We start from the raw sequence: 19,170 nt of genomic DNA, 5'->3' as shown, positions 1-19,170 counted from the left end.
TAAGTCCTACGTGCCCGTAGTTCTCCAGCAGTGCCGAGTATCACCCCCGAGAGGGGTAGTGCCGGGCGTCAGCGTGGAAGGATTCACGACATGCCAGCCGTGTCCTCGGTTCTCGTTCCTTACACCTCCTATCTGCGGGTCTATGAGCCGCTGACCGCCTTTCCGGCGCCGGAGCGGGAGCACTGGGAGCAGTACGCGCGGCGTGCGGACGCTCCGACCGTGCAGGACGAACTGAGGCGGTCGCTGGCCGACTTGGTGTCGACTCCGCCGGTCCCGGTGCCCGTCCATGAGAGCGGGGATGCCTTCGTCGCGGTCGTCGACGGGGTGGTGTGCGTCTGTCCGTGGCAGACCAGGCTCCGCGGCTGGCTCGCACTCGAAGAGCTGACCGAGCGATTTCCGGCCAGTTTGCTCGATGCGGTGCTGCCGCCTGTAGTACGGGGACAGGCCGCCGCCGACTGGGAGCGGTGGCGCAAGCGGAACCCCGACGCCCGGCCGTGGATCAGGACGGCGGTCTGGCAGGTTCCGGTGCGCTGGTTCGTGCTGTTCGCGGACGACGAGCGGGAGTACGAGCCGGCGGGAACCGGTGCGGCGGTGCTGCGCTACCGCACCCCCATGGCCCAGGCGCGTCGGCGTATCGCCCGGGCGCTGAAGGCGCTGCGGGAGTCCGAGGACTCGGGCGGTTTGGCGGAGGGGTTGGTCGACGTGGGGAAGTGGCTGGAGGAGTTCCATCCGCGTTCCCTGGTCGAGCTGGACTACGGCGGCCTGGTGCACGCGCTGGGGCCGAGCCTCGCGGACGATCACTCGGCGGCCGATGTGGCGGCCGGGATCGCGGCTCTGCGGGCCGACGACGGCGAGGCGGCGCAGGTGGCATATGCCCGTCTGGCGGACCGCTGGCGGGCCGTACGCGATCTTCGGTTCGCCAATTGAGCGATCCTGTGGATGATTGGGTTCCGTTGTTGAAGGGTCCTTGGTCCCGATCCGGGCCTTTGCCTCAAGCGTGACGGACTGCACTAACTGGGCTCTTGCGTCGATCGCCCACCCTCGTGTCAAAATAGGACAAGGAGTCCGGGGAGGGTTCCTTCCGCCCAAGTAAGGGTGGAATGCTCGGCATTGCGCTCTATGGGGGGTCTGGTGGCTCCTGATTGCGGTGTGACTGATCGTTACCGTCATGTGACTGTCCGCTATGGCATGGTCCATCGTCGTTCAGCCACTGATGAACACCTCAGAGGGCAATTCCGTCGGTTTGGCCGACGTGGCTGGACAGATGGTGTAGTTGTAGTGCCGAGGACAAGCCGTTCGTCCTATAACCGACTCGGCCTGCGTCTGCCATTTCGGGCAACGTGGGTCAAGGTGCAGAATTTAGAGGAATGAACCGAGAAGGTTCGGTTCTCCGAGGAGGCCGCTCATGACCGCTCGCACCCCTGATGCCGAGCCGCTGTTGACCCCGGCTGAGGTAGCCACGATGTTCCGCGTGGACCCTAAGACGGTCACCCGCTGGGCGAAGGCAGGCAAGCTCACGTCGATTCGTACGCTCGGCGGGCATCGCCGTTACCGCGAAGCAGAGGTACGTGCTCTGCTCGCGGGCATTCCGCAGCAGCGCAGCGAGGCATAACCAACCTTGCTGCTCGGGCTCGCGCTGGGACCCCCATCCCGGTAAGGCCCACCTATAGCTCCATTTGACGGGCGTCTGCCCCAACAGACCTCTGTCGTCGATCGCGCTGGACTCCGCCGAGTCCAGCGCGATTTTTCTTTCTGCGGTACTGCCGGGGCTCGTGGTGCGGATGGTGGCGGTGGCACTCCAGCGGTCGATTTTGCGGAGTGGAGGGAGGGGCGCATAGAAGATGGGGGAGGTGTTCCAGAGGTAGTGCAATTGCACATATTAAATTGGTCGATTAGGTGTAGGGGCTAAGCGGCGAGGTTCCAAAAACCTATACGGTGACACCCGTCACACCGCGCAACCCTTGCCAACCTCCAGCGTGTCACTTCGGCGAAGCGGATTCTTCGGGCTGAAGTCACTCAGTGAGAGGACCTTCGGCCCCGGCTCGGGCCGGCGCTCAGGACCTCAGGGGCGCCGTGGGCACCGCAGCTGCGGAATCCGCGGCCCTCTGCACCGGCACCCGCTCCGCATTGATTCCCGCGAGAGGGCTGGTGGCGACGGCCGGTTCGACGACGGCCCGTGCCGTGGCAGGTGCGTCCGCCGCCCCTGGCGGGCCTTCCGGCGGCACTGCGACACCGGATTTCGTCGTGCTCACCGACCGTGGGCCTGCGTCCGCCCCGGGCGCCGCCGCCGGCGCCGATGTCGTCTCGGGTCGAAGTGCCGCGGTAGGCCCTGGCGGGACGTCAGATGGGCCTTCAGGCTCCATGGCGAGCCGATGCAGGCGATGGCAGATCGGGCAGTGCCGTGTCAGGTGTCGATAGCCGGATGCCGCGGCGAGATGCGCCCGCAGTAGTGCCCTGGTCTCGTGCCGCCTCGCTGTGGACGCCGCCATGCGCGCCACCTCCGCGTCCGTTAGAGCCCTGCCCCCTAAAGAGTGGGTACCCGCGGGGAGGAGGGCCGTCAAGACGATGCGCGGAGCGGGGTGCATTGCTCTGGCGCCCAAGAGGGCATTGGGGACAAAGTGGCGAGCCTTGGGCGAGTTGATGCCGGAGCACGCACGTCTGACGGTCTCGAAAGGGGCAGGGACGGCGATCCGGGACGCGTTGCTGGGGTGTGAGTCTCAGCCATTCTTGGGTACTCCCGGCTTTCTCTCCCGCGTCCCCGAATTACGGCCGGCAGCCGGCGATCGGGCCCCGAACGGCCTTGAATCCTCCTCTGTGAGGGCGTTGCGGCCGGTGCCGGCGTGGAGCGCCGGGCCCACATCGGCACCTCGGCGGTGGGAACGGCCATACGAATCGGCGAGCTACCTCACTCTTTGCCTGGTTCACCGCCTATGTGCGAAAAGGCGGGTGAGGGATGGTCTGGGGGCATGAGGAGAGCGCGGGGAAGATCGGCTGGCGGACTCCCGTATGGGGCTCCGAGGTCTCAGCGCGTGACCAGCCGCCCTCGGCGCGCCCCGGAGGGGTAGGGTCTACGGCCCCAACGGGCAGACTGCAGAGGTCCGGAGAGCAGCCGGGGGTGGTCCGGAGGTCGGGTCCGGAGGTCGGGTCCGCAGACAAGAAGAAGGCCCGCACCTCGAAAGGTACGGGCCTCGATCGTTCAGCTGTGCGGTCCTGACGGGATTTGAACCCGCGGCCTCCACCTTGACAGGGTGGCGAGCACTCCAAGCTGCTCCACAGGACCAAGCTTCGCAGTCCGATTGTTGCGCTGGGCTGCGATAAGAGACTCTACAGCAGGGCGCCCCCGGTGGTCGAACTCACTGTGGGCGACAGGCCCGTCACGGCACCAGGGCGTCGATCGCCTTCACGATCCGCTTGTCGGAGACCGGATAGGCCGTGCCCAACGCATGGGCGAAGTAGCTCACCCGAAGCTCCTCCAGCATCCACCGGACGTCCAGCACATCCTGGGGAACGGGCCGTCCCTGGGGAAGCTGCTCCAGCAGCCAGGCGTACTCGTCCTGCATCTCCTGGACCTTCTCCATCCGTGTGGTGTCCCTCTGCACGGAAGTCGGCATCTGCTGGAGCCGACGGTCGGCCGCCAGCAGATAGCGCATGAGATCGGGCAGTCGCCGCAGACCGGTCCGGGTGACGAAGCCAGCCGGCATCAACGCCGTCAACTGCCCGCGGACGTCCTGGACATTGCGCAGCAACGTCGGGCTGGTGGTCGACTTCAACCGCCGCTCGCACGCCTGCCACGCGGCCAGGATCTGCTGGACCTGGTCCACGGTCCGTACCGTCGTGTCCACGAGGTCGGCACGGACCTTGTCGTACAGCTTCCGGTAGGACTCCTCGTCCCAGGCGGGGCCGCCGTGGTCCGCGATCAACTTGTCGGCCGCCGCCATCGCGCAGTCGTCGAAGAGCGCCTGTATCGATCCGTGCGGATTGCCCGAGAGGGCGAGCTTCTGCTGATTGGTCAGCTTGTCCGCGGCGAACTTCGCCGGATTCACCTGGATGTTGAGCAGGATGAGCTTCCGGGTGCCCCGCCACATCGCCTGCCGCTGTTCCGCCTCCGAGTCGAAGAGCCGTACGGAGACGGTGTCGCCCGCGTCCACGAGCGCGGGATACGCCTTGACCGGCTGGCCGGCCCGACGGGTCTCGAAGACCTTGGTGAGCGTGCCGATGGTCCAGTCGGTCAGCCCGGTCCGCTCGATGGACTCGCCCGATGGTCCGACGCTCGCCGCGGCGGCCTGGGAGAGCGCCTGCCGGGCCCGAGGTCTCAGCTTCAGTTGGAGCGCTGTGAGGTCCTTGTCTTCCGCGAGATTGCGGCGACGCTCGTCAACGATCCGGAACGTGATCTTCAGGTGGTCGGGGACCCTGGACCAGTCGAAGTCGTCCGCGGTCACCGGGACGCCCACCATGGACTTGAGCTCGCGCGCCAAGGTCACCGGCAGTGGCTCCTGGAGCGGCACAGCCCGTTGGAGGAACTTGCCCGCGTAGTCCGGCGCGGGCACGTAGTGGCGGCGCACCGGCTTGGGCAGCGAGCGGATCAGCTCCGTCACCACCTCGGTCCGCAGCCCGGGGATCTGCCAGTCGAAGCCCTCGTCGGTGACCTGGTTCAGCACCTGGAGGGGAATGTGCACGGTCACCCCGTCGGCGTCCGCACCCGGTTCGAACTGGTACGTCACCCGGAACTTCAGCCGTCCCTGGCGCCAGGAGTCCGGATAGTCGTCCTTGGTGACGGCCCCGGCCTTCTCGTTGATGAGCATCTCGCGCTCGAAGTCGAGCAGGTCCGGCTCGTCGTGGCGGGTCTTCTTCCACCAGGAGTCGAAGTGCGCGCCCGAGACCACATCGGCCGGGACGCGCTGGTCGTAGAAGTCGAAGAGGGTCTCGTCGTCCACGAGGATGTCGCGCCGACGGGCCCGGTGTTCCAACTCCTCGACCTCGGTGAGCAGCTTGCGGTTGTCCGCGAAGAACTTGTGGTGAGTGCGCCAGTCCCCTTCGACCAGGGCGCGCCGGATGAACAGGTCGCGTGAGGTCTCGGGGTCGATCCGGCCGTAGTTGACCTTGCGCTGGGCGACGATCGGTACGCCGTACAGCGTGACCTTCTCGTACGCCATCACCGCGGCCTGGTCCTTCTCCCAGTGCGGCTCGCTGTAGGTCCGCTTGATCAGGTGCTGGGCGAGCGGTTCGACCCACTCCGGTTCGATCTTGGCGTTGACGCGGGCCCAGAGCCGGGAGGTCTCCACCAACTCGGCGGACATCACCAGTCGCGGGGGCTTCTTGAAGAGCGCCGACCCGGGGAAGACGGCGAACTTCGCGCCCCGCGCCCCGAGGTACTCGTTCTTGTTGTCCGTGTCCTTGAGGCCGACGTGGGAGAGCAGCCCCGACAGCAAGGAGATGTGGACGCTCGTCTCCGGCGCGTCCTCCTCGTTGACGTGGACGCCCAGGGACTTGGCCACCTGGCGGAGCTGGGCGTAGATGTCCTGCCACTCGCGGATGCGGAGGAAGTTCAGATACTCCTGCTTGCACATCCGCCGGAAGCTGGAGGAGCCGCGCTCCTTCTGCTGTTCGCGGACGTAGCGCCAGAGGTTGAGGAAGGCCAGGAAGTCGGACGTCTCGTCCTTGAAGCGGGCGTGCTGCTGGTCGGCCTGCGTCTGCTTCTCTGCGGGCCGCTCGCGCGGGTCCTGGATGGAGAGCGCCGCGGCGATCACCATGACCTCGCGTACGCAGCCGTTCTTGTCGGCTTCGAGGACCATGCGGGCGAGGCGGGGGTCCACCGGCAGTTGGGCGAGCTTTCGTCCGAGCGGGGTGAGCCTCTTGCGGGGGTCCTTCTGCGCGGTGTCGAAGGCGCCGAGCTCCTGGAGCAACTGCACGCCGTCGCGGATGTTGCGGTGGTCCGGCGGGTCGATGAAGGGGAACTTCTCGATCTCGCCCAGGCCGGCCGCCGTCATCTGGAGGATGACCGAGGCCAGGTTCGTCCGCAGGATCTCCGCATCGGTGAACTCGGGCCTGGCCTCGAAGTCGTCCTCGGAGTAGAGCCGGATGCAGATGCCGTCCGAGGTACGGCCGCAGCGGCCCTTGCGCTGGTTGGCGCTGGCCTGGCTGACCCGCTCGATCGGCAGCCGTTGGACCTTGGTGCGATGGCTGTAGCGCGAGATCCGGGCGGTGCCCGGGTCGATGACGTACTTGATGCCGGGAACGGTCAGCGAGGTCTCCGCCACATTGGTCGCCAGAACGATCCTGCGGCCGGTGTGCTGCTGGAAGACCCGGTGCTGTTCGGCGTGCGAGAGCCGGGCGTACAGCGGCAGGACCTCGGTGAACCGGTACTTCCGCTTGTCGAGCGCATCTGCCGTGTCCCGGATCTCGCGCTCACCGGACAAGAAGACGAGGATGTCCCCCTTGCCCTCGCCCTGGAGTTCCTCGACCGCCTCGCAGATCGCGGTGATCTGGTCGCGGTCGCTCTCCTCGCTGTCGTCCTCCAGCAGCGGGCGGTAGCGCAGCTCCACCGGATACGTACGCCCGCTGACCTCGACGATCGGCGCATCGCCGAAGTGCCGGGAGAAGCGCTCGGGGTCGATCGTGGCCGAGGTGATGATGACCTTGAGATCGGGGCGCTTGGGCAGCAGCTGGGCGAGGTAGCCCAGCAGGAAGTCGATGTTGAGCGACCGCTCGTGGGCCTCGTCGATGATGATCGTGTCGTACGCGCGCAGCTCGCGGTCCGTCTGGATCTCGGCGAGCAGGATGCCGTCCGTCATCAGCTTGACGAAGGTGTCGCCGCCGACCTGGTCGGTGAAGCGGACCTTCCAGCCGACCGCCTCCCCGAGGGGAGTGTCCAGCTCGTCGGCGACGCGTTCGGCGACCGTGCGCGCGGCGAGCCTGCGCGGCTGGGTGTGCCCGATCATGCCGCGCACGCCCCGCCCCAGCTCCAGACAGATCTTGGGGATCTGGGTTGTCTTGCCGGACCCGGTCTCACCCGCGACGATCACGACCTGGTGGTCCCGTATCGCCTCCAGGATCGTGTCCTTCTTCTGGCTGACCGGCAGCTGCTCGGGATAGCTGACCTGCGGGACCCGGGCGGCACGTCGACTCAGCCGCGCGGCGCACTGCTCGGTCTCGGCGGCGATCTCGTCCAGCACGGCCTGCCGCGCCTCGGGCTTACGGATGCGGCGGGCGCCTTCCAGACGGCGGCCCAGCCGATGGGCGTCGCGCAGCGATACCCCGGCCAGCTGTGTCTGGAGGTCGGCGAAGGAAGTAGACATACGGTCCCCAGGATCGCACCCCGAGGAAAGCACTGGCGAACGCATTTCACCGGTGTGCGGGTGGCGTCGCGGTGGGTGAGCGGGTTGCGGGTGGCTGCGGGGGGTCGTCGAGGGCTTCTCGACGGCTCCTCGCGGGCGCTTCGGAGCCGGGGCGCAGGGTCCGCAGCACCGGAGTACGACCCGGCGTCGACCCGTGGGCGGATGCGGACGGCGGGTGGGACTGGTGCAGTATGGAGCAGATCATTCCGACTGTTCCGCCGTTTCCTGTTCATTCCTCCTCGTGCTGAAGGGACAGCGCCGCCATGTCGCACAGCCGCGCCGATCGGTACCGCCTGCCGGCGACCGCGTCCGTGCTGCTGGCCATGGTCTGTGCGCTGCTGCTCGCACTGTGCGCGCCCGCGTCGGCGGACTTCTCCCCCTCTTCCACCGACGGCACGGGGACGGTCGTCACCGCACAGGGCAAGTCGACCGGCTGCGGCAGGGGACCCCTGAAATTCACCGACGACCGAGGGGCCCATCCGCTGGCCCCCTCACGGAGTGCCGCCGCCGAGCAGCCGACCGCCCCTTGCGGGACGGTCTGCGCAGACAGCGCCCTGGACGACTCCCCGCTCTGCGCTGTGAGGTCACCGGATCGCGGCCCGCCGCCGCTCGCTCCCCCCACCCCGGTCGATCTGTCGGTCCTTCGCGTGTAGGCGACTCCACTCCCCAGCGCGCCTGTTCTCCTTCACCTTTCGCCCAGGAGTGATGCACCACCATGCCTGCCCCTTCCTCACGCCCAGCCTCGTCCGCACGTCCCATCGCCATCGGGGCGGGTGTGGTCGTCGCGGCTCTCCTGCTCGGGTTCGCCTCGTACACCGCGACCAAGCCCACGGACCCGCGGGGAGCCTCCGCCGGTGCGGAGGTCTCCACGGACGGGGGCGCCCACGACGGCACCGCGAAGCTCGCCCGTCGCGATCCGAAGGACCCGCTGGCCATGGGCCGCGCGGACGCCCCCGTCGTGATGATCGAGTACGCGGACTTCCTCTGCGGCTACTGCGGACAGTTCGCCCGGGAGACCGAGCCAGAACTGGTGGACAAGTATGTGAAGTCGGGCGTACTGCGCATCGAGTGGCGCAACTTCCCGATCTTCGGCGAGGAGTCCGAGGACGCGGCCCGCGCGGCCTGGGCTGCCGGACAGCAGGGCCGGTTCTGGCAGTTCCACACCGCCGCGTACGCCGAGGGCGCCAAGGAGAAGGGCTTCGGCAAGGACCAATTGAAGGCACTGGCCGAAGAGGCCGGCGTCCTTGATCTGGACCGCTTCGCCAAGGACCTGGACAGCAAGGCCGCGCGGGCCGCCGTCGCCCGGGACGAGAAGGAGGCCCAGGACCTGGGTGTGGCCTCCACCCCGTCCTTCCTGATCAACGGCCGACCCATCTCCGGTGCCCAACCCCTGGAGAGCTTCGGCAGGGCCATCGAAACGGCCCGGGAGACGGCGGAATGGCTCGGTGACGGCGCCAAGGGCGACACATCGGCCGAAACACCCTCCCGATGACGGACATCGGCTATCTGGCCGCGTTCCTCGGCGGTCTGTTGGCGCTGGTCAGCCCGTGCAGCGCCCTGCTCCTCCCGGCGTTCTTCGCCTACTCCCTCGACTCCGCCGGTCGGCTCCTGCTGCGCACCGGGATCTTCTACGCGGGCCTCGCGACCACCCTCGTACCGCTGGGGGTGGCAGGTTCCTACGCCAGTCGGTTCTTCTACGGCCATCGCGATCTGCTGGTCACGACCGGTGGATGGTTGATCATCGTGCTCGGCGTGGCGCAGATCCTGGGGCTCGGTTTCGCCTCCCGCAAGATGGCGGAACTGTCCGGCCGTATCCGTCCCACGACGGCAGCCCCGGTCTATGCGCTCGGTCTGGTCTACGGCCTGGCCGGGTTCTGCGCGGGGCCCATCCTCGGCAGCGTGCTCACCGTGTCCGCACTCTCCGGCAGCCCCGTGTACGGCGGTCTGCTGCTGGCCGTCTACGCCCTGGGGATGGCGGTGCCGCTCTTTGTGCTGGCACTCCTGTGGAACCGCTTCGACCTGGGCCGTCGCAGTTGGCTCAGGGGTCGTTCCCTGAGCCTGGGCAGGCTTCGACTGCATACGACGTCACTGTTCTCGGGGCTGTTCTTCATCACCCTCGGCACGGTCTTCCTGGCCTTCGACGGCACCACCACCCTGCCGGGACTCCTCAGGCCCGAGGACTCCTTTGCCGCCGAACAGTGGGCCGGCCGGGTCGGCGCGGCCGTGCCGGACTGGGCGCTGCTGCTCGGCGTGGTGGCGGCGGTCGCGCTGGTGTGGGGCTGGTCATCGAGGAGGCCGGGGCGCAGGCAGGAGGCAACTGAGCCTCACCCGACCGGCGGTCGCCCGTTGGAGCGGGAGAGCGAGGGGGCGTAGCGGGAAGGACGATGGCCCCAACCGGTGGTTGGGGCCATCAGAGGTCCGCTGACGTATGCGTTGGCGTACGAAAGCAAGAACAGCCCCGCCGAAAACCTTCGGTGGGGCTGTTTGCCCAGATGGGCTACGGTGGCTGGGGCCGGGATCGAACCGGCGACCTATCGCTTTTCAGGCGATCGCTCGTACCAACTGAGCTACCCAGCCACGCAGTTCACCTAAGTGACCTGCAAGCGGTCCTGACGGGATTTGAACCCGCGGCCTCCACCTTGACAGGGTGGCGAGCACTCCAAGCTGCTCCACAGGACCAAAGTTGTGCGAGCACAAGTCTCGCACAGCTAAAGCGTGCCCCCAACGGGATTCGAACCCGTGCTACCGCCTTGAAAGGGCGGCGTCCTGGGCCACTAGACGATGAGGGCTAAGGGCCCGCCTGGGCGCTTTGCAGCGCGTCGGGGACGTGAGAAGCATATGGGATGCAGGGAGGTATCGCCAAAACGCTTTACGGGACGGGCGGGGGGACTTGGTCCGGGCCGCCCCAAGGGACGGTCGAAGCGGGATAAATGCGCAGGTCAGGGCTGGGGGGAGCGGCCTGGGGCGGAGGACGGTCGATCACCGGGAGCGGGCGTCTGCCGCCCCGCCGGGCCGCTCGGCGCCCCGGGCGAAGCGGGTGAGGTGGGCGACGGGGAGGCCGTCTCCTCCGGTCGGCGTTCCGGATCGCTCCCCTTCGGGAGCCGACGACTGATCTCCGCGGTGGTCAGCCCCAGCCCGCCCAGCGTGATCTCGTCCCATGCCTGGAGCCTCTTGGTCGTCCGGTCCAGATAGAGCACCGACGCCCGTACCTTCTCCGGCTTGTCCTGTTCCAGGGCCCGCAGGCCACCGCCGCCCGTGGAGCCCTCGATCTTGAGCCGGGTGCCGTCCTGAAGGATCTCGCTGGCGCGGTTGTGGAGGTGTCCGGCGAGGACGAGCGGGACCGCGCCGTCCGTCTCACGGGCGGCGACGGGGTTGTGCACCACGGCGATGTCGGCCGGGGTGCCGGCGTGGATCTGACCGCGCAGCGCCGAGGCCAGCCGGATGCCCGCCATCCGGTGCGCGTCCTTGCCCTCGTCGGCCGCGGTGCGGTCGGGGGTGAACTGCGCGTCGCCCATGCCCGCGATCCGCAGTCCCCCCACCGTGACCGTCCTGCCGTCATCGAGGACATGGGTGTTCTTCAAGCGGGAGAAGTACTTCTGCGTGATCTGCGAGTCGTGGTTGCCCCGCACCCAGACGTACGGCGCGCCCAGATCGCTGATGGGGTCCAGAAAGCCGTTCTCGGCGGCGGTGCCGTGGTCCATGGTGTCGCCGGAGTCGATGATCACGTCGATGTCGTACTGCTCCACGAGTGAGCTGATGACATGCCAGGACGCCGGGTTGAGGTGGATGTCGGACACGTGCAGCACCCGCATGGTGAGCGGATCGGGCTGGTAGGTCGGCAGGGTCGAGGTGGCGTCATAGAGCTTGGTCACATTGGTGACCAGGCGGGCCAACTCCTTCTGGTAGACGTCGAAGTCCGAGACGATCGAGCGGGCGTCGCCGACCACGGACGGTGCGCTGGTGAGCAGTCCGGAGAACTTCGGCTCCAACACCGACTCGGGGTCCCAGGTGGCCACGGCCGCGCCGCCCGAAGTGGCGAGGAGGCCCAGTGCCAGCCCACCGGCGGCCAGTGCGCGGCGGGGGCGGCGATAGGCGACGAGCCCGAGCGCGGTGGCACCGGACACGACGGCGACGCAGGAGCGGACGGCCAGTTCGGTGGTGCCGTTCGCGACGTCCTTCGCCACCTCGTCCTGGAGGCCCGCGAGCCGTTCAGGGTGTTCGACCAGTGCGGTGGAACGGACGGGGTCGAGTTGGTCGACGTCCACGTCGAGCCGGACGGGCGCGGTGTGGGAGTCGAGTTCGAGCGCACCCAGCGGAGAGACATTGATCTTGGTGCCGCCCGATAGGTCGGGCCGCAGGGTCATGCTCGTCTCCATCGGCCCGATCGTGGTGTGCACACTGCCCACGACGAGCAGTCCGAGCCACGCTCCGACGATCACGACGGCCGTCATGCCCAGCCCGCGGGCCCATGGGTGGGGGTGGTGCACCAGAGCATGGGTGGGGTCGCCGCGGCGGGAGCGGTGACGCTGTTGGAGCCGGTGGAGCGTGGAACGGATCGGTTCCGGGACTGCACGTGCCATTGGTCCCGTATGCCCCCGGCGGTGTGTTGCCATGCGATCAAGGCGCTGCCGCCTGGCGACACGTGCCAACACGGCATCGCTCCACCGACTGGGACACGGGCCGGGACGGGGAGCGGAGAGGAGGCGGTGGCGGTGGTCGTGCGGGCGGTGCCCGCCCGGGGGACCAACGGCCGGATGTACGTGACAATGGCCGGGTGCTGGAGATGACGCGTGAGGAGTTCGAGGAACTGGTCGCCGAGGCCCTGGACCGGATCCCGCCCGAGCTGACACGGCTGATGGACAACGTCGCGGTGTTCGTCGAGGACGAACCCGCCGCTGACGACCCGGAGCTGCTCGGGCTGTACGAAGGGACTCCACTGACGGATCGCGGGGAGTGGTACGCGGGGGTGCTGCCGGACCGCATCACCATCTATCGCGGGCCGACGCTGCGCATGTGCGAGAGCCGCGAGGAAGTGGTGGAGGAGACGGAGATCACAGTGGTCCATGAGATCGCGCACCACTTCGGGATCGACGACGAACGGCTGCACGCACTGGGCTACGGGTGAGCCATGGGGCATCGGGGGAGCAGGGGGCTGGTGCCAACCCTGCGCCCGATGAGGATCCGGCCGGGCGGGGTGCCGACCGCGGCCAGTGGCGCGCACACCCTTCCGCCCCGCAGGAACCGGTCGACCCCGATGTCGATCTGCACCGGGCGGCACAGCGCGCGGAGACCGCCGGTGCCGGACTCGCGCAGGTCCTCGGAGCCGTCGCGGCGGGCGGGGTGATCGGCGCGCTCGCCCGATATGCGATCTTCCTGGCCTGGCCGGTCGCAGACGACGGCTTCCCCTGGGCCACCCTGGTGGTCAATGTCCTCGGTTCGGGACTCATCGGCGTACTGCTGCCGCTCGTGTCCGAGGACGGGCATGAGGAACGTCCGCTCGTCCGACTCTTCGCCGGGACCGGGGTGCTCGGCGGATTCACCACCTTCTCGGCGTACGCGTACGACCTGCGCGTACTTCTGGTGGACGGCCGCGTCCCGCTCGCGCTGGCGTACGCGGTCGGCACGGTGCTCGGCTGTATGGCCGCGGTGTGGCTCACCGCCACGGTGACCAGGCGGGCCGTGGTGCACCGCCGTCGGGCGGTTACGTCATGACCTGGCTGTTGGTGGCGCTCGGTGCCGCGGTCGGGGCGCCGGTGCGCTATCTGACCGATCGTGCCGTGCAGGCCCGCCATGACGCGCTGTTCCCCTGGGGAACGCTGACGGTCAACGCCGTCGGATGTCTCGTCCTGGGCGGGCTCGCCGGGGCGGCGGTCAGCTCCCCGACCTCTGCGTTGCTGGGCACGGGTCTGTGCGGCGCGCTCAGCACCTACTCCACGTTCTCGTACGAAACGCTCAGGCTGGCCGAACGCGAGCGTCAGGGGCTGATGGCGGCCAATGTGGGTGTTTCCGTGTTGGTGGGGCTGGGATCGCTGGTCCTGGGCGTGGAGTTGGCGCAGTCGCTCACGGGATGATCCGTCCCGTCAGGAACTGCGCCGCACGGGGCGTGTACTCGTCAGGCGCTGGGCGTGTCCCTCCTAGGGCGGCGGGAGTTGGGCAGTGAAACCCGTGTTCTGCCCACCGGAGGTGCCCTCGTGCGCCAATTGCCCACCCCTGGCCGTCTTGCTGTCGCGTTCGCCGCCTCTTTGGCGATCGCGGCCTCGGCGGGCTGTATGAGCGTGAGCGACGACAAGGACGAGGCCCCCGAGCCCCGCAAGACGTCCGCGCCGTCCGGTGGGGTGATCGAACCCGAGGGCGGGCAGGCCGGCCCCGGGCGACACCACGCCGGCGGAGGCCGGGCGGATTCGGGCAGGTCAGCGCGGCGGTCCGTGGTCCCGGATGCGACCCCGAGCCCCCGCAGCCCCACCACCCCGCCCGCTCCCAAGCCCACGCTCGGAGTGAGCCGACCGCAACCGCCCAAGGCCCCCGAGCCCACCGTGCCCGCGCCGACCCCGACGGTGCCGCTGCCCACGCCGACCCAGGAGCAGCCGCCGGAGCCGCCGAAGGAGACCCCCAGCGAACAGCCCACCGAACCCACGGAGCCGCCAGTCGCTTCCCCGCCGCCCGAGGTGCAGGCCGGCGCGCTGAGGATGGCCGAGGCGGCACGGCGGAAGGTGGGTCGCGAGCCCGAGTCCTCCCCCCAGGTCGGGGCCGAGGTTGGCCCTGCATGAGGCCGTGTAGCGGGGGTCACCAGGAGGCGGTTTGCCTTCGGCGGGGGAGGGTGCGTATGGTGGTAGATCGTTTGATCCCATTGCCCGGCGCCGAAACAGAAGCGCGCCGTGTGGCGCGTACTCTCCCTAGCCGTGGCTGACCGCATAGAGGCGGTCGAATTGCGAAATCACGGAGTTTGGGCGCGTGCCGAGACTCCGGAAGGTTTCGCATTTCGCATGTCCAATTTCAGCACTGATCACGCCGTCCTGCCCGAGAACGAGGCAGTCGTCGACGCCGTCGAGACCGTGACCCCCGAGGTCACCGAGATCATCACCGACGTCACCATCCTCGCCGACGTCGACACTTCCGCCGAGGTCGCGGACCTGATTGACGCTGGTGACGCCGTCGACGAGATCGAGGCCACCGAGACCCCTGAGGTCCCCGAGGTCCCCGAGGTCACCTTCGCGACGCTGGGACTGCCTGACGGCGTCGTCCGCAAGCTCGCACAGAACGGCGTGACCGCGCCCTTCCCGATCCAGGCCGCGACCATCCCGGACGCGCTGGCGGGCAAGGACATCCTGGGCCGTGGCCGTACCGGCTCCGGCAAGACGCTCTCCTTCGGTCTGCCCCTGCTGACGACCCTGAGCAGCGGTCACACCGACAAGAAGAAGCCCCGCGGCATCATCCTCACCCCGACCCGCGAACTTGCGATGCAGGTCGCCGATGCCCTCCAGCCGTACGGCGATGTGCTCGGCCTGAAGATGAAGGTCGTCTGCGGCGGTACGTCGATGGGCAACCAGATCTACGCCCTGGAGCGCGGTGTCGACATCCTCGTCGCCACTCCGGGTCGTCTGCGCGACATCATCAACCGCGGCGCCTGCTCCCTGGAGAACGTCCAGGTCGCGATCCTCGACGAGGCCGACCAGATGTCCGACCTGGGCTTCCTGCCCGAGGTCACCGAGCTGCTCGACCAGGTGCCGAGCGGCGGTCAGCGCATGCTGTTCTCCGCCACCATGGAGAACGAGATCAGCACGCTGGTCAAGCGTTACCTGACCAACCCGGTCAGCCACGAGGTCGACAGCGCCCAGGGCAACGTCACCACGATGACCCACCACGTCCTCGTCGTGAAGCCGAAGGACAAGGCCCCGGTCACGGCCGCGATCGCCGCCCGCAAGGGCCGCACGATCATCTTCGTCCGCACCCAGCTGGGTGCCGACCGCATCGCGGAGCAGCTGCGCGACTCGGGCGTGAAGGCCGATGCGCTGCACGGCGGCATGACGCAGGGTGCGCGCACCCGGACGCTGGCCGACTTCAAGGACGGCTACGTCAACGCGCTCGTCGCCACTGACGTGGCCGCCCGAGGCATCCACGTGGATGGCATCGACCTGGTCCTCAACGTGGACCCGGCCGGTGACCACAAGGACTACCTGCACCGTTCGGGGCGTACCGCCCGTGCCGGCAAGTCCGGTGTGGTCGTCTCCCTGTCGCTGCCGCACCAGCGGCGCCAGATCTTCCGTCTGATGGAGGACGCGGGCGTCGACGCCTCGCGTCACATCGTCGGCGGTGCGGGCGCGTTCGACCCGGAGGTCGCTGAGATCACCGGTGCTCGTTCGCTGACCGAGGTCCAGGCCGACTCCGCGAACAACGCGGCCAAGCAGGCCGAGCGCGAGGCAGCCGATCTGACCAAGCAGCTTGAGCGGGTTCAGCGTCGTGCCGTCGAACTCCGCGAGGAGGCCGACCGTCTGGTGGCCCGTGCGGCGCGCGAGCGTGGCGACGACCCCGAGACCGCTGTCGCCGAGGTGACCGAGGCCGCCGAGGCCGAGCTGGAAGCCGCGGTTGCTGCTGCTGCCATCCCCGAGCAGCCTTCGGAGCGCCGCGACGACCGCGGCAACTTCGACCGCCGCAATGACCGTGGTGGTGACCGTGGTGGGTTCCGTCGTGACGACCGGCCTTCGGGTGGGTTCCGTCGTGACGATCGCCGCGATGACCGTGGTGGTGACCGTGGTGGCCGTTCGTTCGAGCGTCGTGATGACCGCGGCGGTGACCGTGGTGGTGACCGTGGTGGGTTCCGTCGCGATGACCGGCCTTCGGGTGGGTTCCGTCGTGACGATCGCCGCGATGACCGTGGTGGCCGTTCGTTCGAGCGTCGTGATGACCGCGGCGGTGACCGTGGTGGTGACCGTGGTGGGTTCCGTCGCGATGACCGGCCTTCGGGTGGGTTCCGTCGTGACGACCGTCCCAGCGCCCACCGGGGCAGCGACCGTCCGTTCAACCGTGACCGTCGTGACGACCGCCCGGCGGGCACCGGCTTCCGTGCCGGCTCGACGGACCGTCCCTACGCCCGTCGTGACGACCACCGGGGCACCGGAACCGGCACCAACACCGGCTCCTCCTTCGGTCGCCGCGACGACAAGCCGCGCTGGAAGCGCAACGGCTGACGCACCGTCTGACTGATCGCCGGGCGAACGACTGACTCGGCACCAGGGCCCGTACCCCTCCAGGGGTGCGGGCCCTGTTCGTACTCATGGCCAGAGGCGCGCCACCGGGTGATCCATCGACAGACGGGCGGGCAACGACCGTACGAAGTGGTCCATCTCACAGTCGGACCCCGCGAATGCCTACCGGCCGGTCACATCAGCGGACTTCACCACACCGGTGATCCGATACCCGATCGGCGCACGGGCCTGATCGGGCTATGCTCAGTGGTGACTCGTCGAGGGCCGTTAGCTCAATTGGCAGAGCAGCGGACTTTTAATCCGTTGGTTGTGGGTTCGAGTCCCACACGGCCTACGAATCGCGGGGCAGCGGCTCTCAGCTGCTGACCTGCAAAGATGCGCCTTGCCTGGTTCGATCGGGCAGGGCGCATCTTTGGGTCGTGGCCGGGAGCTCGGGACGTGGCGGGTTGCTGATGAGGAGTGCCCGCTAAGCGTCGCAGTGCATCAGCCCAGTGCCGTAGCTCCGTAGTGCCCGGAGGAAGTCGATCTCGCCGAACGCAGGCCAGTTCGCCTCGCAGAAGCGGAGTTCGGCGTGGGCGCTCTGCCAGAGCAGGAAGTTGGACATGCGCTGCTCGCCGCTGGTGCGGATGATCAGGTCGGGGTCGGGTTGCCCGGCCGTGTACAGATTCCGGGTGATGTCGTCGACGGTGAGCCGTTCGGCGATGCCGGTGAGTCCGGCGCCGGTCGCGGCCTGTTCGGACAGGAGGTTCCGTACGGCGTCGACGAGTTCCTGACGCCCGCCGTAGCCGATGGCCAGGGTGATGTGCGGGCCGTCGGTGCGACCCGCGGTCGATTCCACGGCCGTTGCCAACGCCCGTGCGGTCGTCGTCGGCAGGGCCTCCAGCGTGCCTGCGATCCGTACCCGCCAAGGGCTGCCCGGTCGCGCGAGGTGGGTGGTCACCATCTCTTCGATGGTGCGCATCAGCAGGGCGACTTCGGCCTTTTCGCGGCGGGCGAGGTTCTCCGTGGAGCAGACGAAGACGGTCACGTGCCGGATGCCGAGCGACTCGCACCAACCGAGGACCTTGAGGGCCCGCTCGGCGCCGTAGCGGTGTCCGACGCCGAGTTCGGCGAGACCCATCTGTCGGGCCCAGCGACGGTTGCCGTCCATGATCAGCCCGATGTGCCGGGGCAGGGGGCCGTTTGCCGTGCGCTGCCGCAGTCGACGGGTGTACAGGGCCTGGCAACTCCGCCGCACCAGAGGGAACATGGCCTTCATGGGGGCATAGTACGGGGTACGTACTTCGTGACACGTACTATGGCGCGGAGCATGGGCATGAGCTTCTGGCATCCGGGTGCCAGAGGCCCGGTTCATGGTGAACCAGGTATCGGTGAGTGGATTCGGACAGAACGCGACCCCCCTGCACCGCACCGATCCCGGATCGCGATACGAATACGGGCAAGGCCCCCTCTGATCCGGGGACGGCCCTTCTGATCCGGGGCACGGCAGGACCGGGATTCGGATTCAAGGCACAGGAGCCGCATGCGCACCAACGACGCCCAGATGCTGGTGCTCTGCACCCTCGCCGACGGGCCGCTCCACGGATACGCCATCAACACCGCCATCGAGAAGCTGTCCGGCAAGCGCCTCGGAGCGGGCAGCCTGTACGGGGCACTGGCACGGCTCGAAGCCAAGGAGTTGGTGGAGCCACTCGAAGAGCAGGGCCGCCAGCGACCGGTGCGCCTGACGCCACAAGGGCGCGCCGTGCTGGAGCGCGAGGCCCAGTCCATGGCCCGGGTGACCGAGCACGTCTTCGAAACGGCCGTACCCGACCGCATCGGCTATCTCGATCGACTGGCTGCGACCGACATCGCCCGTTCCTATAAGCACGTCATGCTGAAGCAGTTGGACCTCCGCCCGGGTCACTTCGCACTTGACCTCGGCTGCGGACCCGGAACCGATCTGACGACGCTCGTGCAGGCAGTTGGCCCGGCCGGGTCCGTGATGGGCGTCGACTTCGATACGGAGATGGTGCGACGGGCCCGTGAACGCAGCGAAGACGTTGCGGGGCTGACGGTCCAGCAGGCCGACGTCCAATCGCTGCCGTTGCGCGATGCGACCGTGGACCGTGCCCGAGTCGATCGGACCCTTCAGCATGTGGAGCACCCCGCGCGGGCACTCCGGGAGGCCCGTCGGGTGCTCCGGCCCGGCGGCAGGCTCGTGATGGGCGAGCCCGACTGGGACTCGCTCGCGATCGACTTCCCCCGTCTGGAGACCGCGCGTGCCTATACCCGCCACCTCACGGACCGGGTGGTGCGCAACGGGGTCATCGGCCGTGAACTGCCCCGGCTCGCGCTGGCCGCGGGCTTCACCGTGAGCGAGGTCATTCCGGTCACTTCGGTGTTCCGTGAGGTCAGGGCAGCCGACGATGTGCTGGGGCTGCGCCGCAACACGGATCGCGCGGTGGCGGCCGGCTATCTCGCGGCGAAGGATGCGCGGGAGTGGCTCGACCACCTTGCTGAGGGGCCGTTCTTCGCCGCGGTGACGCTGTATGTGGTGGTCGCCGATGTGCCTTAGGGCCCGGCCCCGCCTGCTGCCGATGTGCCATAGGGCCCGGCCCGAACGACGGGGGATCGCCCGACGATCGGACCGA

Annotated in this window: 15 protein-coding genes, 5 tRNA genes and 1 pseudogene; 12 read left to right on the top strand and 9 right to left on the bottom strand. The window is 68.5% G+C overall.

The window, feature by feature from the left end; genetic code table 11:
* Nucleotides 1–90: 90 nt before the first annotated feature.
* Both OID54_RS18190 and bldC read left to right on the top strand, forming a co-directional pair.
* Nucleotides 91–927, top strand: a complete 837-nt coding sequence (locus tag OID54_RS18190) for a hypothetical protein (RefSeq protein ID WP_329020929.1) — start codon at nt 91–93, stop codon at nt 925–927.
* A 478-nt stretch (nt 928–1,405) separates the two neighbouring features.
* On the top strand, nt 1,406–1,612 hold the full coding sequence (gene bldC / locus OID54_RS18185) for a developmental transcriptional regulator BldC (protein WP_003949541.1): 207 nt from the start codon (nt 1,406–1,408) through the stop codon (nt 1,610–1,612).
* Between the two features lie 442 nt (nt 1,613–2,054).
* On the opposite strand, the gene OID54_RS39225 is transcribed toward bldC, so the two are convergent.
* From OID54_RS39225 to hrpA, 4 genes and pseudogenes are all read right to left on the bottom strand, one after another.
* Nucleotides 2,055–2,252 (bottom strand): hypothetical protein, encoded by a 198-nt coding sequence (locus OID54_RS39225; RefSeq protein ID WP_443055828.1) that lies wholly within the window; start codon nt 2,250–2,252, stop codon nt 2,055–2,057.
* 93 nt (nt 2,253–2,345) lie between these two features.
* Nucleotides 2,346–2,489: pseudogene (locus OID54_RS39220) on the bottom strand (DUF6274 family protein); the annotation flags it as partial.
* Nucleotides 2,490–3,205: 716 nt separating this feature from the next.
* Nucleotides 3,206–3,280: transfer RNA gene (locus OID54_RS18175), tRNA-Asp, on the bottom strand.
* 94 nt (nt 3,281–3,374) lie between these two features.
* Complete coding sequence (gene hrpA / locus OID54_RS18170; RefSeq protein WP_329020924.1) at nt 3,375–7,295, bottom strand: ATP-dependent RNA helicase HrpA; 3,921 nt, start codon at nt 7,293–7,295, stop codon at nt 3,375–3,377.
* Between the two features lie 302 nt (nt 7,296–7,597).
* Here hrpA and OID54_RS18165 point away from each other — a divergent pair, with 302 nt between their 5' ends.
* The 3 genes from OID54_RS18165 (at nt 7,598) to OID54_RS18155 (ending at nt 9,707) form a co-directional block, all read left to right on the top strand.
* Complete coding sequence (locus OID54_RS18165; protein WP_329020922.1) at nt 7,598–7,987, top strand: hypothetical protein; 390 nt, start codon at nt 7,598–7,600, stop codon at nt 7,985–7,987.
* 62 nt (nt 7,988–8,049) lie between these two features.
* Complete coding sequence (locus OID54_RS18160) at nt 8,050–8,826, top strand: DsbA family protein (RefSeq protein ID WP_329020920.1); 777 nt, start codon at nt 8,050–8,052, stop codon at nt 8,824–8,826.
* Nucleotides 8,823–9,707 carry a cytochrome c biogenesis CcdA family protein gene (locus tag OID54_RS18155; protein ID WP_329020918.1) on the top strand — a complete coding sequence of 295 codons (885 nt, stop codon included), beginning with the start codon at nt 8,823–8,825 and terminating at the stop codon, nt 9,705–9,707. Before OID54_RS18160 ends, OID54_RS18155 begins: the two co-directional genes overlap by 4 nt.
* 130 nt (nt 9,708–9,837) lie before the next feature.
* On the opposite strand, the gene OID54_RS18150 is transcribed toward OID54_RS18155, so the two are convergent.
* From OID54_RS18150 to OID54_RS18135, 4 genes are all read right to left on the bottom strand, one after another.
* Nucleotides 9,838–9,911, bottom strand: a tRNA-Phe gene (locus tag OID54_RS18150).
* A 27-nt stretch (nt 9,912–9,938) separates the two neighbouring features.
* Nucleotides 9,939–10,013: transfer RNA gene (locus OID54_RS18145), tRNA-Asp, on the bottom strand.
* A 37-nt stretch (nt 10,014–10,050) separates the two neighbouring features.
* A tRNA-Glu gene (locus OID54_RS18140) sits at nt 10,051–10,123 on the bottom strand.
* A 150-nt stretch (nt 10,124–10,273) separates the two neighbouring features.
* A complete protein-coding gene (locus tag OID54_RS18135) occupies nt 10,274–11,914 on the bottom strand; it encodes a metallophosphoesterase family protein (protein WP_329020916.1) in 1,641 nt (546 codons plus the stop codon).
* Between the two features lie 194 nt (nt 11,915–12,108).
* Here OID54_RS18135 and OID54_RS18130 point away from each other — a divergent pair, with 194 nt between their 5' ends.
* The 6 genes from OID54_RS18130 (at nt 12,109) to OID54_RS18105 (ending at nt 16,871) form a co-directional block, all read left to right on the top strand.
* Nucleotides 12,109–12,459, top strand: a complete 351-nt coding sequence (locus OID54_RS18130) for a metallopeptidase family protein (protein ID WP_329020913.1) — start codon at nt 12,109–12,111, stop codon at nt 12,457–12,459.
* Entirely contained in the window at nt 12,456–13,046 is a 591-nt protein-coding gene (locus OID54_RS18125) for a fluoride efflux transporter FluC (RefSeq protein WP_329020911.1), read from the top strand. The genes OID54_RS18130 and OID54_RS18125 overlap by 4 nt, the downstream gene beginning before the upstream one ends.
* Nucleotides 13,043–13,405: a fluoride efflux transporter FluC gene (locus OID54_RS18120; RefSeq protein ID WP_329020908.1), complete on the top strand. Its 363-nt coding sequence runs from the start codon at nt 13,043–13,045 to the stop codon at nt 13,403–13,405. Before OID54_RS18125 ends, OID54_RS18120 begins: the two co-directional genes overlap by 4 nt.
* A 120-nt stretch (nt 13,406–13,525) precedes the next feature.
* Nucleotides 13,526–14,101 carry a hypothetical protein gene (locus OID54_RS18115; protein ID WP_329020907.1) on the top strand — a complete coding sequence of 192 codons (576 nt, stop codon included), beginning with the start codon at nt 13,526–13,528 and terminating at the stop codon, nt 14,099–14,101.
* Between the two features lie 216 nt (nt 14,102–14,317).
* Nucleotides 14,318–16,519 carry a DEAD/DEAH box helicase gene (locus OID54_RS18110; protein WP_329020905.1) on the top strand — a complete coding sequence of 734 codons (2,202 nt, stop codon included), beginning with the start codon at nt 14,318–14,320 and terminating at the stop codon, nt 16,517–16,519.
* Between the two features lie 279 nt (nt 16,520–16,798).
* Nucleotides 16,799–16,871 (top strand) — tRNA-Lys (locus tag OID54_RS18105).
* A 132-nt stretch (nt 16,872–17,003) separates the two neighbouring features.
* Here the strand turns inward: OID54_RS18105 and uppS are convergent.
* Nucleotides 17,004–17,795, bottom strand: coding sequence for a polyprenyl diphosphate synthase (gene uppS, locus OID54_RS18100; RefSeq protein ID WP_329020902.1), 792 nt, complete (start codon nt 17,793–17,795; stop codon nt 17,004–17,006).
* 264 nt (nt 17,796–18,059) lie between these two features.
* On the opposite strand from uppS, the gene OID54_RS18095 reads away from it, so the two are divergent.
* Complete coding sequence (locus OID54_RS18095) at nt 18,060–19,094, top strand: methyltransferase domain-containing protein (RefSeq protein WP_329020900.1); 1,035 nt, start codon at nt 18,060–18,062, stop codon at nt 19,092–19,094.
* Nucleotides 19,095–19,170 lie beyond the last annotated feature (76 nt).

The organism is Streptomyces sp. NBC_00690 (genome assembly GCF_036226685.1).
Taxonomy (GTDB): domain Bacteria; phylum Actinomycetota; class Actinomycetes; order Streptomycetales; family Streptomycetaceae; genus Streptomyces.
The sequence above is the reverse complement of the archived record's forward strand: the minus strand, read 5'-3'. Positions and strand labels throughout refer to the sequence as shown.